Origin of the sequence: Mycobacterium hippophais, from assembly GCF_027529605.1 — a bacterium.
Classification (GTDB): Bacteria; Actinomycetota; Actinomycetes; order Mycobacteriales; family Mycobacteriaceae; genus Mycobacterium; species Mycobacterium arseniciresistens.
This window is the reverse complement of sequence record NZ_JAPZPY010000016.1, coordinates 23,125-35,870: the sequence shown is the minus strand read 5'-3', so window position 1 is coordinate 35,870 and position 12,746 is coordinate 23,125. Positions and strand designations below refer to the sequence as shown.

The window sequence follows — 12,746 nt, the reverse complement described above, 5'->3', positions numbered from 1 at the left end:
CTCAATCTAGCGTTGATTGCCAACAATCGCGGCATTACTTGGCAGAAGTCGCCATGGGGCGAAGTGGTCGGCGGACCCTACGGTTGCTGTACCCGGCCACTTAATCAGTAAGGGCTGATCCCGATGAGGAGCGTGCCGTGACGCACAGCCTGAAGTTTCCCGCAGCAGTCGACGGCGATGCGCACGAGACGGTTTCGATCCTGGGCGGTACCGGGAAACTGGGCTTCGGCCTCGCACTGCGACTGGGGCGGGCCGGGTACACGGTCTGCATCGGATCCCGTGACGCCGACCGCGCTCTGAGTGCGGCCGAGGAGGCGTGCGCGCTCGTGGGCACCGACGTGGTGACGGGATGCCTGAACGAGGACGCCGTCGCATCGGCGGACCGCCTGGTGATCGCCGCGGTGCCGTTCCTGAGCCACGTGACCACTCTGCGCAGCGTCGCCGACCACTGGCGTCCCGGACAGGTGTTGCTGGACACCACTGTTCCGCTCGCCACCGCCGTGGGCGGTCGTCCCACTCACCTGGTCGAGCCGTGGCACGGGTCGGCGGCCCAGCAGGCACGGGCGGCGATCCCCGACCAGGTCGCGCTGGCCGCCGGGCTCCACACGATCAGCGCTGCGGTGCTGCGCGACATGGATCGTCCGCTCGATCAGGACACGCTGATCTGCGGCGACCGGCACGCCAAGACAGTGGTCACCGAGGCCCTGGACGGCATCGAGGGACTCCGCGTCGTCGACGCCGGCCCGCTGGAGATGAGCCGCCTGCTGGAGGGCCTCACGCCCCTCCTGATCGGCATCAACATCCGCAACAAGACCCACGCCGGCATCCAGGTGACGCATCTGCATGCGCGCCCGATGCCCGAGGCGGTCACGGCCTAGCGCCATCACGCGACTTCCACGATCAGCTCCACCTCGACGGGTGCGTTCAGCGGCAGTTCCGCGACACCGACCGCTGATCGTGCGTGCTGGCCCGCGTCGCCGAACACCGACACCAGCAGATCGCTGGCGCCGTTGATCACGATGGGCTGACCGGTGAATCCCGTTGCCGAGGAGACGAATCCGACAGCCTTCACCACTCGCGCGATCGAATCGAGGTCGACGAGGGCGCCGATGGCGGCCAAAGCGTTCAGCGTGCACGTGCGCGCGGCGTCGTTCGCGTCCTCCGGCGACACGTCGGCGCCGACCTTGCCCAGATGCGTCAGCGTGCCCGACACGAGGGGAAGCTGGCCCGAGGTGTAGATCAGGTTCGCCGTCCTCACCGCCGGGACGTAGCTGGCGACCGGCGCCGCGATCGCCGGCAGCGTGAGCCCGAGTTCGTCGAGCCTCTGCAGTGTTCTCGTGTGCCGGTGTGTGGTCGGGGACGCTTGTGTCATCGTGATCCTTTGGTGGCGAGTGGCGGTACCTCGCCTATGGTCCTCGCGAAACCGCTGGACGGTCCAGTAGTCACTTCTGCGGTGTGCTGGGCAGTGTCAGTGACCAATCCTGCTGTCACGCAGTGCTCAGAGCTTCGAGCGCAGGGCATCCTTGAACAAGGCCATGACCCGTTCGGCGTCACAGCTCATCGCGATGTCGATGAGTGGCCAAGGCTCACGACTGCTGTCGTGCACGGCGTCTTCCCCGAGTGTTCGCCGCCGGTCGACCAGCGTCTGCCCTCTGCTCAGTCCGCGCGCGAGTTCGACCTGCACCGGCCAGGTCTCGAACTCGAAGAGCTCGGGTGTGACCAGCGCGCATACCGCGCCGGCGTCGCCGATCAGTGGGTTGGCGTAGGTCTCGCCCGTCGGCGCCGCGACTTCGAAGCCGAGCAGAGCACCGACGGCGCGCTGTAGTGGATTCGTCGACGCCGTGAGTTCACCGAGCAGCGCGGTGTCGGCGACCACGCGACGGTAGACATCGAGGCCGTACATCATCAGTGGCACATTGCTGTTCAACACGATCGCCGCCGCTTCCGGATCGTGCCAGACGTTGTACTCGGCGACCGGGCTGGCATTGCCGGTGGACGCGGAGCCGCCCATGAACACGATGCGCTCGATCCGGTTCACGACGTCCGGATAGGTGCGAATCAACAGGGCCAGGTTGGTCAGCGGCCCGAGCGCGACGATGGTCAGCGGTACGGCGGCGGCGAGGATCTCGCGACGCAGGATTTCAACGGCGTGCAGTGCGGCGGGCTGCCGTGCGCTGGGCGGGAGAGCGAGGTCGGCCAATCCTCCGGCGCCGTGCACCCAGGAGGCGTCGCGTGGCGGCTCGACGAGCGGACGGGTGGCGCCCGCCGCGACCGGAATCTCGGGTGCTGCGAGCAGGTCCAGCACCGCGCAGGTGTTCGCGACGACTTGGTCGACGCCGGTGTTGCCGGCGACGCAGGTGATCGCTCGTACGTCGAGATCGCTTCGCCTGAGAGCGAATATCAGCGCGAGGGCGTCGTCGATGCCGGTGTCGACGTCGAGGATGACAGGTCGCGCCACATGAGCTCCTGACGGGAAACGCATCAGCCGCCGGACTGGATCGACCAGTCCGGCGGCGTCAGCGTATGACCTAGGCCGGTGTGCGGTCCACCGGGGTCTTCACCACCGCCACGTGGTTTTCGGGATGGGTCGGCGCCACGACGTCGTCCGGCTCCTCCTTGTGTGCGGTGAGATAGATGGTGGCAGCGACCGACAGCACCGCCGCCACACCGATGTAGACGCCGAACGTGACCACCGTTCCCGTGGAAGCGATCAGCGCGGCTGCCGCCAGCGGGGTCAGGCCGCTGCCGATGATCGAGCCGAGCTGATAGCCCATCGAGATTCCGGAGTAGCCGACCCGGCTGTCGTAGATGCTGGCGAAGAAGGCGGCCATGGTTCCGTAGGTCGCGGCGTACGGGATGAAGATCAGCAGGTAGCCCAGCAGTGCGAGGCCGAAGCTGCCGGTGTCGAGCAGCATCACCCACGGAATGCCCATGAGACCCATGCCGACGTTGCCGATCAGGAAGACCTTCTTGATGCCCACCTTGTCGCCGATGTTGGCGAACGTCGGGATCAGAATCAGCACCACGATCTGGCACAGCAGGATCAGCAGGAGCATGTCGCTGTAGCTGAAGTCGAGGCGAGTGGTTCCGTAGCTGAGGCTGTAGACCGCGGCACCGTAGATGACGACGCCGTGCACGAGGTACGCGCCGGCCATCAGGACCACCTGCTTGCGGTACTTGCGCAGGACGCTGACCAGCGGGCTGGTCACCTTCTCGTTGGTCTTCTCCAGCCGCTTGAACTCCGGGCTCTCCTCGACGCGCAGGCGAATGACCAGCCCTACAGCCACGAGGATGAAACTCGCCAGGAACGGGATGCGCCAACCCCACGCGAGGAGATCCTCCCGCGACATCATGGTGGTGGTGATCAGGAAGACGCCGTTGGCGATGATCTGGCCGGCCGGCGATCCCGCCTGGACCCAGCTTCCGTACAGACCGCGCCGGTGTTTGGGGGCATGTTCCACGGTCATGAGGACGGCGCCGCCGTATTCGCCGCCGACCGAAAGTCCCTGTATGAAGCGCAGACCCACGAGGAGCAGAGGCGCGGCGATGCCGATCGACGCGTAGGTGGGGAGCAGGCCGATCAGGCCGGTCGCGGTGCCCATCACGACGAGGGTCAGCACGAGCATGGGCCGGCGGCCGACTTTGTCGCCGAAGTGGCCGACGATGAGCCCACCGAGCGGCCGGGCGAGGAAGGCGACGCCGAAGGTCGCGAACGAGAGCAGGGTGCCGACCACCGGGTCTTGGGCAGGGAAGAACACGTGGCGGAAGATCAGCGCGCTGGCCGTGCCGTAGATGAAGAAGTCGTACCACTCGATCGTCGTGCCGACGAAACTGCCGAGCGTGGCTTTCTTTGCTGGCGTGAGCATCGCAGCCTTTCTGTCCCCTCAAAACCTGGGGAGATACGTGAGCGGACAAGTTGTGAGGTTCATCACGCTAGGTTCGGCGGGTGAGTAAGCACACATGACGAGGAGACAAGTTCGACGGGGAGACTTTGGCAGACAATGCCAACGGAGGCTTTGAGGCTGAGGCAGCACCCGATTGCTGTGTTCGGCGCTCACGCAGGTATGGACCGTCGATGGGTTTACTCGCGGTTCAAACCGCAGGCCGCGGGCCGAGGCGAATGGGCGGGCGTACAGAACTGCCGCAGGTGCCGTCCTCCGGGCCGGCACGGGCGGAGAACACATCCGGTGACGCGAGGACTCGCGGTGGCTGCAGATGCGTGTGAGACGGTTGACATCCCCGACGACCAGATCAGCCCTGCGGTGGTTGTCGATCGTCAAAGGCTACCGGCGTGGCCATCTCCGGTTCGCGACACCAGTGCGACCGGGGCCAGCAGTGCTGCGAGCCGGCCAATGTGCCGTGGCGGCACTCGCGCGCACGAACGGCTGATCGCGGAGATTGCACGCGAAAGCGCAGCCATGGCCGTCATCGGCGGGGCCGATCACGACCGCGACTGCTCACTCGCGGCGCTGCGGCCCCCCGCGCCGGTGTCTAGCCGTCGCAGCCGTCGAAGAACCGAGACACAGACATCTCGATGTCTTCGCTCGGGGTGAATTCCGTACCGGCGGCGGGTGACTGGGTACAGACCTCCCAGTACATCAAGTCGATCTGCTTCTGCTGTGTCGGGCCGTCGATGTTGTGAGACTTGATGACGAATTTCGTGTTCGGGTCGAGCTTGTCGATGGTCTTGGTGGCTTTTTGGAGGCTCATCTTCTCGACCGACGGCATGACGAACGTCGGCCCATCGGCTGCCGCCGGCCCGGCGAGTCCGATCGCGGCGGGGGCGAGCAGCGCGAGAGCGCCTGCGGCGCGGAGAGCGTGCATCTTCATGGGGACTCCTGTCAGTGCTCGAGCAGTGGCGCGGACCGTGGGCAGTCGGGTCGGCGTGTCGCAGTGCTACAGCGCCGTAGGGTCCGCGATGAGCGAAGAATGCCTGTCACAACCCTGGCAATACCAGAGTTTTCTCATGGCAACATGCTGCCGAGCGGCTGTGCGTTTTCGCGGTTTCCTGTGAAGCCGCCGCACCCAAAATGCCGCGTCTCTCGTAGCTGCGGTCGGCTTAGGCTCGATGGGTGGATGTGTGGTCGTCGGCCGACATCGCCTTCTGGGCGGGATTCGGTGTCGTCGCCATTGGCATGGTCGGCGGGGCTTTCCTGTCCACGAGGCGCGAGCGCCGACGGGCGTACTGGATCTGCTGGCTGGCGGGTGGCGTGCTCATGGCGCTCGCCGCCGGCCACGACGATGCACACCGCGGCCTGACCATCGCGGGGTTCTGCGTCGTAATGTCGGTGATCACCGCCATCTTTCGGTCTCCACACATCAAGATCGGAGGCATCATCTTCGCGGCCTCGCGTGACGACCGGCAGCCCGACCCGCCGGAGGACCAGCAGCCGCCGCGATAGTCGCGGCACGCACGCTCCTCAACCGACGCGACGATGCCTCCAGGAGCTTGAGAAATGTTGCGACGGCGCCCGGAACCACACACGAAACTGACACACGCCGCGCACGGGCGAGGAGCGGGATATGCACCGTTCGCCTGGCTCGCGACTCGCTGAGCGCCCGACGTTCTTGTCGGTGGCTGCTGACACCACGCGTCGGCCGTACACGCGAAAGGGATAGGAGGGGGCTGCGGTCTGGAAGACGCACTTCATCGTCGCGACCGCCTTCCGCCGGCGAGTCGAGGACTTGGAACTCCATGAGGACGATCGCGAACGGACGGCGGCATCGGCGCGATGACTGGCCGACCGGTTCAACCGACGGCATCCATCTTTCAGGCACGAGTGGTTCTTCGGCGCGTGCGGCTTGGACATAGGGGTGATCTCCCGCCGGCGTTCCGGGCCCGCGCGACGGTCCGTGACCTCGGATTCGACCGCCGAGAACTCGCGAAGCGACCAATCGGTGCGCTTCATGCGGCGAGCGTGCGACGGCTGATCGTGCAGGCGCCTTTCCTGGGACCGTTGTCGGCTGCAGTCGGACCGCGTTGTGTTTGATCTTCATGATGGCGCCGATGGCCCCTCGTTTCTCGACCATCGAACTTCCAACCTCGTTCGCGCTATTGACGTTCAGCGATCAATCTCCGCGAGCCCGCCGAGCGCGTCGTATCGCTGCACTAGCATCACTTACGCGGTCCGACGGACTTCCGTGCCTACGCGGGCACTATCGGATATGTCCCCATCCGCACGATCCGTTCGTGCTGCTTAAAGGGACTTTCAGATTGACTCTCGTCCGAACGACCGCAAACCGCATATGCGCTCTGCCTCCACAGTCCTTGGTTGAGCAGCTCTTAGAGCAGATGTTGTATCAGACGGGACGCCGCGCCGGGCCATCGGAACAATCGTCCTGGCGGAAGAGCCTTCCGGCGTTCGCCGTGGATCTAGTCGACGCTGGCTTGGGTGACGTAGAGATGCTCGTCGAGTACCACCTACCGCTGACATCCCAACGCGCTGATGTCGTACTTGCCGGCATACATCCAGCGACAGGTGAGCCTTCCTTCGTGGTCGTGGAGCTCAAACAGTGGTCGGCAGCGTCGGCCTTTGAGGGCGAAGCCGAACTCGTTCAGGTACCTGGGATGCCGGGACCTCCCAAGCTGCATCCCGTGCTACAGGTAAGGGGCTATTGCGAGTACATTGCCACCTTCGCGCGCGTAGTGGCTGAACAGCCCGATGCGCTGGCCGGAATGGCGTATTTACACAACGCTGTTTCTCCCGCGGAGACCAGAGATCTCCTTGCTGTTCCTATCTCCACAACTGGGCGCCTGTTCACTGCGGCCGATAAGGCCGCGATGTCGAAATTCCTTAAGTCACGGCTAGTTGCGGCGCGAGGTCACACTTCCGGCGACATGCTACTGCACTCCGCGATCGCACCATCGAAACAACTTCTCAAGGTTGCCGCATCGGAGATTCGCGACCGACCACAATTTCAATTGATCGGCAACCAACAGCTTGCAGCCGATTTGATTCTTCACGCCGTGGAACACGCGCGTGCAGGCAACAAGAAGCGCGTTATCGCAGTAACTGGCGGTCCCGGTTCCGGCAAGAGCGCAGTTGCGTTGTCGGTCCTCGGGGACCTGGCGCGACGGGGCCGTTCGGTCCTGCACGCGACGGGATCGCGCTCATTCACACAGACGCTGCGGAAGGTAGCAGGTCACCGTGCGCGACCGGTACAGGCGATGTTCAAGTACTTCAACCAGTTCATGGACGCAGACCCAAACGGACTCGACGTCCTCATCTTGGATGAGGCTCACCGCATCCGCGAAACGTCGGCCAACCGATATACGAGAACTGAACTTCGAAGTGATAGGACGCAACTCGATGAACTCATCGGTGCAGCTCGAGTACCAGTCTTCCTACTCGACGAGAACCAGGTCGTTCGGCCTGGCGAGATGGGAACCTTGGGCCAGATTCAACGACACGCGTCCTCCCTTGGGCACGACTTCCAGCACATAGAGCTCGACGCCCAGTTCCGTTGCGGTGGTAGCGAAGAGTACGTCCACTGGGTCAACAAGTTGCTGGGCCTCGCAGAAGAACCGCCAGTCGTATGGCAGCAGGACCCTCAATTCGAAGTGCAGCTAGTCGATAGCCCGGAAGACCTAGAAGATGCGCTTCGGTCCAAGATGACGCTCGGATACTCAGCGCGGATGACTGCAGGCTTCTGCTGGCGGTGGAGTGACGCTCGAAAGGACGGCACCCTCGAGCTTGACGTCAAGATCGGAGAGTGGCAACGTCCGTGGAACAGTAAGAGTGATCGTCGAATTGGAGACGCGCCCCCGAGTGCGCTGTGGGCGACGGAAGATGGCGGCTTCGGGCAGGTCGGTTGTGTATATACCGCGCAAGGCTTTGAATACGACTGGAATGGCGTGATCATCGGTCCCGATCTGCTCTGGCGCGACGGAAGGTTCGTGTCCGTTCGGGAAGCAAATAAGGATCCCGACTTCCGAAACAGAAACTCTGTGACCGATCGCCGCTTTGATCTGCTTGTACGGAACGTATATAAAGTCCTGCTGACCCGTGGGATGATCGGAACTATTATCTACTCGACCGACGAAGAAACTAGGGAAGCGCTGGAATCCCTCATCAAGCCGTAACAGAATTCCTGCCGGCATGGCGACGGTGCAAAACGCCACCACCATTCAGCCCTACATCGACAGTGTGGTGATGGTGTCAAAGACGGAGGCGACGGGCCGCGATGCCGGTCCGGTCGCGACGGTGGCGACACGGACGATCTCGGAGTTCACGTCGCTACGGCAGGAGATGCGGGCGAAGGAGCGGGTGCCGGCGGGGTGTGAAGAGTCCTCATGACTCGATGACAGACGCCGCTCGAATGACGTCCCACCAAGTCACAACAACGGGAGCGCCGTGACGGACGTTCGCTGTCAGGGTCTCTAGGTCGATCGAGTCGGCCCACGAAGGCAACTCTTCGACGAGTTCAAGGTCGGCCAAGAAGTAGAGATCACCGCCAGGGTTGGGGTACCCGGTCGCCATTAAGTCGGCTGCCGTCGTTGGCCGCCAGCGCAATACCTTTGCGACGCCAACGACGTGCAGGGTGCCGTTCCGGTTCTCGTAAAGAAGAAGTAGCTTGGCCCCGAGCTCGCGGCCACCAATCTCGACGGCGCCGGCCCGGTCCCCCGCACGAATGTTGTACTGACTTGAACGTTCCACCCAGGAGCGCTGTTCGATATTTCGGACAAAGCCGAGAAGCACATCCGTATCGGCCGGAGGTTCGTCCAGGAAGTCCGTCGTCAATCCTGACGTGAAAACGGGTTCACTATTTCGATGCACGGTCGCGGTCCAGAAGCGATGCCGTTCGTCACGTGTGACTTGACTGGCGACGTGTGTGAGCACGTTGTCCAAGAACCGATCAAGGGCCTGCGATGACGAGGCCAAGCCATAGCTGCTGGGCCTAAGGGGGAAGGCACCGAGGCCAGGCAGAATTTCTTCGAAGCCCGGATGTCGACGAATGTCTTTCACTTCCGCTCCGGGATAAAGCACGTACGCTCCCGCTGTTCGCGAGATCGCGTCTCGATACGCGTGCATCTTGAGCAGGTCGTCGCGCTTGGCGCCACCAGCCGCTGAGTCCCCGAGCAACTCGTCTGAATCTGAGGCTGATGTCAGTTGAGAAAGGAGATTGTCGACACGGTACTTCGCGTCGAAGTGCAGCCAAATCTCGAGCTCTTGGATGGAAACGCTTGAAGGCGTGCTGCCCTCTGGTCGAATGCGCACCGAACAGTCGGGACGCATCGCTTGGCTCCAGGAGCCCTGTCGATCGTCTCTTCCGGCGAAGGTTCGGTTGAAGAAGACCTCGACACGAAGCGGGCGGCCGCCTCGTATGACGGACCACGACAACTTCGACGCCCGGCCTGACCGCATAGTCATCGAGGTGCCGTCCCGAGCGACAACGAAGGCACGCGCCGTCCGGTCTTCCCCGCAGACTCGACCCAGCGAATCCACCAGTGCGAGAAAACACCAGAATTCGTAGAGCGTTGCGATGTTGCGTTGCGAGGCCGCGAAAACATCGGTCATGTCGCCGCGGTCAATGCGCACAGTGGGGCCCGACTCAGTCACGGCGAACGTTCGGAAAATCTCGCGGTAGCCCGCGCGCTTAAGCAACACCTGGTCCGACGTTGGCATTCTTCTCAAGGGACTGACATCCCGGAACAGCGGATGCGCCAGGTACTCGTCGAGCTGGGCACCAACATCTGTGGCGATCTGCTGACCGCGGCGCAGCGGCCCCGACTCGATTTTCCGCGAGGCTAGCGACAGGCCGTCCAACAATTCCAGCGCGACGGTTCGCCAACGCTCAAGCGCGAACTTGACGAACTGATTAGCCGAGTTGTCGACACTCGCTTCGGTGCGATTACGGGTTAGTGCAGCAGGCAGAGACGCGAGCGTGCTCGAACCACCCGCCCACGGGACTCGCCGACCAGGCGCGCGAACCGCGCGATGAAAGGCGGCTCCTGCCGGAAACGGTGACCCAATCGGACGGACCTCCTCTTCAGACACCCATGTGCGGTGTGGTTGCGAGGTGACACGCGCGATTGCCGCGCCGAACAACGAATCCTGTAGGTACGCTGCGATCATCGCGAAGCGGAGATAGAGCAGTTCGGCAGGCAGCTCGCTTGGCGCAAGATCCACCAAACTAGGCGCGAATCCCTGCAGCACTGCTTCGGCAGCGAGCGAGGAGACGTCAGTCAGCATCTGGCGGTACTCGGTCTCGTGGTCCAGCTTGACCGCCAGAACGTCGACATCGGCTGACCCCGCAAGCTTCGTCGCGCAATCAACGACTTGGATCCGTAACCGTCCCACGGCTTGCCCGGGTCGCAGCCGCCCGTGCATCCAACTCGCATCGTCAGGATCGAACAACTCGCGCGGCTCAAGTTGGACATGTGTTGTATCCGTCACTACCTCGTACCGGTATATCGCAGCTTCCCGCAAAGCAACGTCACCGTGCGCCGTGATCGTCATATCCTGCCGACCCGGAAGATTGGCGACCCGAAGTCGACCGACGATATGACCATCGTCATCTCGAACCGCCAATTGCATCGAATCCGCGGACATGTTACTCAGCGAAGCTGACGAACTGATTCGCGCGAACGGAGTCGATCATGCGAGCGATCTTCGCGTGTGTGATAGGTAGCCGTGGGGCCGAGCCCGCCCCCTGGGCCAAGGCACTCAACTCAGTGAGAACCGGCTCAACTCGTCGCCGCGAGCCATGCACCTTTGGCAAGACTTTCTGCATTATCGCGAGGTCGAGCGCAGTATCAACATCGGCGTCCCCTGTCCCTGCGAAGAACGCACAGAACCGCAGGATCTCGTACAGCGTGCGGTGCCCGAATTCCTGGTTGGCACGAGCCAAGATTGCGTGCGCCTCTCGAAGCGTCGACACAATTTGATCGCGGGCCGGGTGAGGATGCTCGCGCTGCCAGTCGTCGCTTTCCGCCAGCGACGCGAAAGCGCGCACTCGCTGGTCCTCAGCTGCCGGCGCCGCAATCGGTCGCTCTAGCTCGGCATCAAGCTCGTCAGAGGTCACCCGAAATTCAAAGGTGAACGCCCTGTCGAGAACCTTCGGCGAAAACATGTAGGTGGTCTCGTCTACGTTGACTGTGCCAACTACGAACAGATTTCGGGGCAATGGCAGCCGCTGCGCTTCTACGTCGCGCACGATCCACTGATTCGATTGTTGGTCGAAGACCAGATCCGGCAAGACAGGGCGTCGCGATTCGACCCCGGAAAGAAAGTCCGAAAAATACCGCTCAACGTGGGCCAAATTCATCTCGTCCAGAATCAGCAGGTAGGGGTATTGGGGGTCGCTTGCCGCGCGCAGAACAAACTCGAATGCTTCCGGAACGAACCACACCGGCGCCCCAGAAGCCGACGTACGTAGTGCGTCCTCGTAACCGAACATGGATTCCGGGCCCGTCCAGTCAGGCCGCACGGGTACGACGACGTGGCGATGACGTCCGTGTTCATCTGTGCCGAACCATTCACCGAGTCTCATCGCGAGCTGAGTTTTGCCCGAACCGGCGAGTCCGGTCAGGATCGCGAAGGGTTTGGCAAGCAGGCTGCTCAAGAACGATCGAACGAGGTTCGAGCCTGCTGGAAACCGGAGCCCGGAGGCTTTTACCGCGAGGGCAAAGTCATGAAATAGCTCGGGCGGCAGCATCGGCGCCTCGACAGATGTCGACGTTGAACGTGCGCCGGCCGGCATCGGAGGTAGGTGCGTCGCAAGCTCTGGGAATCGCTGAGTCAATTCGCTCACAAATTCCGCCTGTAGGCGAACGAGATACACCTGCTGAACGGATCCGGCGACGGTGAATGGCGAGCCCTGCTTAATCCGCGCACCCTCGTCGATAGCGGCAAGCGCGACCGGCTCATTCAGCTCCTGGTACTGCGACTCAACCAGCCGGCCCGCAGCCTCCCAAGCCTGGTCGTCGAGCGGGTTCGGCGCAGGACGCGCGGCTGCGGTTACATGGCTTGCGGCTCGCAATGAGCCATTGCTGTAGTGCAGAACGACGTCGCCTTCGCGAACCTCGTCCATGGTGTCCCAGTGATACTGCGGGCGGCCGGCCTTGTTCAGCATTGGCGCCCAAAGGAACCCGCCATCGCGTTCCTTCGCGTAAGTGGCGCCTTGATTCACCCACCAGACCGATGGCTGTGGTCCGAGAAAGACGACCCCATGATCGGTCAACTCACCGCGTCCATTGATGAGCCCTGTCTCGACGAGGAGTTCACGGTAGCGGGCACCCTGCGATTCGAAGGTCCGGTCGGCCTGCCACTGGCCCGTATCCGCATGCTCTGCTAGCGCGCGCCCTAGATCGTCGTTGGAGAAGTCTGCGGGCAAGTCGCGAACGATCTGCAGAGCAATCTTGGCGTCCCCACCCAGCGGAGCGCCACCACGAGACAGCTGATGGCGAAGGACGCCAGCCTGTACTTCATCAACGATCCACGGGTTGCTTAGATCAACCTTGGCGGCGTAGTCATCTCCCGGTTCGGTGAGCGTCCACCCGCGCTCGTCTTCGACCACCAAATCGAGCATTCGCGCGAACCGAAGACAATCACGCGCGCGTCTCTCTGGGTTCTCGTGCGGCCCCTCGGATTTGAAGAGCTGCCCGGGCATGTCGCCGAGCAATTCAGTGGTCGTAGCTGACCCGACCTCGCGAAGGCGGGCGAGGAGCAAATTGCCGTAGCTGAACTTGAGGGTCGGGATGTTAAGCACAGTCTCAGGCTAATTGGGCGAGCCGGCGGCGTGCG

9 protein-coding genes and 1 pseudogene are annotated in these 12,746 nt (G+C 63.0%); 4 read left to right on the top strand and 6 right to left on the bottom strand.

Going from position 1 to position 12,746, the window contains the following annotated elements; genetic code table 11:
- The first annotated feature begins 137 nt into the window (after positions 1-137).
- On the top strand, positions 138-878 hold the full coding sequence (gene npdG / locus O6P37_RS25615) for an NADPH-dependent F420 reductase (protein ID WP_269896725.1): 741 nt from the start codon (positions 138-140) through the stop codon (positions 876-878).
- 5 nt (positions 879-883) lie between these two features.
- Here npdG and O6P37_RS25610 read toward each other — a convergent pair whose 3' ends face one another.
- From O6P37_RS25610 to O6P37_RS25595, 4 genes are all read right to left on the bottom strand, one after another.
- Positions 884-1,372 carry a RidA family protein gene (locus O6P37_RS25610; protein ID WP_269896724.1) on the bottom strand — a complete coding sequence of 163 codons (489 nt, stop codon included), beginning with the start codon at positions 1,370-1,372 and terminating at the stop codon, positions 884-886.
- A gap of 126 nt (positions 1,373-1,498) precedes the next feature.
- A complete protein-coding gene (locus O6P37_RS25605) occupies positions 1,499-2,458 on the bottom strand; it encodes a nucleoside hydrolase (RefSeq protein WP_269896723.1) in 960 nt (319 codons plus the stop codon).
- 70 nt (positions 2,459-2,528) lie between these two features.
- Entirely contained in the window at positions 2,529-3,866 is a 1,338-nt protein-coding gene (locus tag O6P37_RS25600; protein WP_269896722.1) for an MFS transporter, read from the bottom strand.
- 625 nt (positions 3,867-4,491) lie between these two features.
- On the bottom strand, positions 4,492-4,830 hold the full coding sequence (locus tag O6P37_RS25595) for a hypothetical protein (RefSeq protein WP_269896721.1): 339 nt from the start codon (positions 4,828-4,830) through the stop codon (positions 4,492-4,494).
- A 242-nt stretch (positions 4,831-5,072) separates the two neighbouring features.
- Here O6P37_RS25595 and O6P37_RS25590 point away from each other — a divergent pair, with 242 nt between their 5' ends.
- The 3 genes and pseudogenes from O6P37_RS25590 to O6P37_RS25580 all read left to right on the top strand — a co-directional run.
- Positions 5,073-5,402 carry a hypothetical protein gene (locus O6P37_RS25590; protein ID WP_269896720.1) on the top strand — a complete coding sequence of 110 codons (330 nt, stop codon included), beginning with the start codon at positions 5,073-5,075 and terminating at the stop codon, positions 5,400-5,402.
- 812 nt (positions 5,403-6,214) lie between these two features.
- Positions 6,215-8,083: a DUF2075 domain-containing protein gene (locus O6P37_RS25585; RefSeq protein ID WP_269896814.1), complete on the top strand. Its 1,869-nt coding sequence runs from the start codon at positions 6,215-6,217 to the stop codon at positions 8,081-8,083.
- Between the two features lie 16 nt (positions 8,084-8,099).
- A pseudogene (locus O6P37_RS25580) lies at positions 8,100-8,297 on the top strand (hypothetical protein); the annotation flags it as partial.
- Here the strand turns inward: O6P37_RS25580 and O6P37_RS25575 are convergent.
- Positions 8,292-10,553, bottom strand: coding sequence for a DUF2357 domain-containing protein (locus O6P37_RS25575; RefSeq protein WP_269896719.1), 2,262 nt, complete (start codon positions 10,551-10,553; stop codon positions 8,292-8,294). The pseudogene O6P37_RS25580 and the gene O6P37_RS25575 overlap by 6 nt on opposite strands.
- Position 10,554: 1 nt before the next feature.
- Positions 10,555-12,711 (bottom strand): McrB family protein, encoded by a 2,157-nt coding sequence (locus tag O6P37_RS25570; RefSeq protein ID WP_269896718.1) that lies wholly within the window; start codon positions 12,709-12,711, stop codon positions 10,555-10,557.
- Positions 12,712-12,746 lie beyond the last annotated feature (35 nt).

Excerpts from the sequence above, each read along its gene's own strand:
- O6P37_RS25575 (WP_269896719.1), bottom strand. The coding sequence starts at position 10,553 with ATGTCCGCGGATTCGATGCAATTGGCGGTTCGAGATGACGATGGTCAT.
- O6P37_RS25595 (WP_269896721.1), bottom strand. The coding sequence starts at position 4,830 with ATGAAGATGCACGCTCTCCGCGCCGCAGGCGCTCTCGCGCTGCTCGCC.
- O6P37_RS25610 (WP_269896724.1), bottom strand. The coding sequence starts at position 1,372 with ATGACACAAGCGTCCCCGACCACACACCGGCACACGAGAACACTGCAG.
- O6P37_RS25600 (WP_269896722.1), bottom strand. The coding sequence starts at position 3,866 with ATGCTCACGCCAGCAAAGAAAGCCACGCTCGGCAGTTTCGTCGGCACG.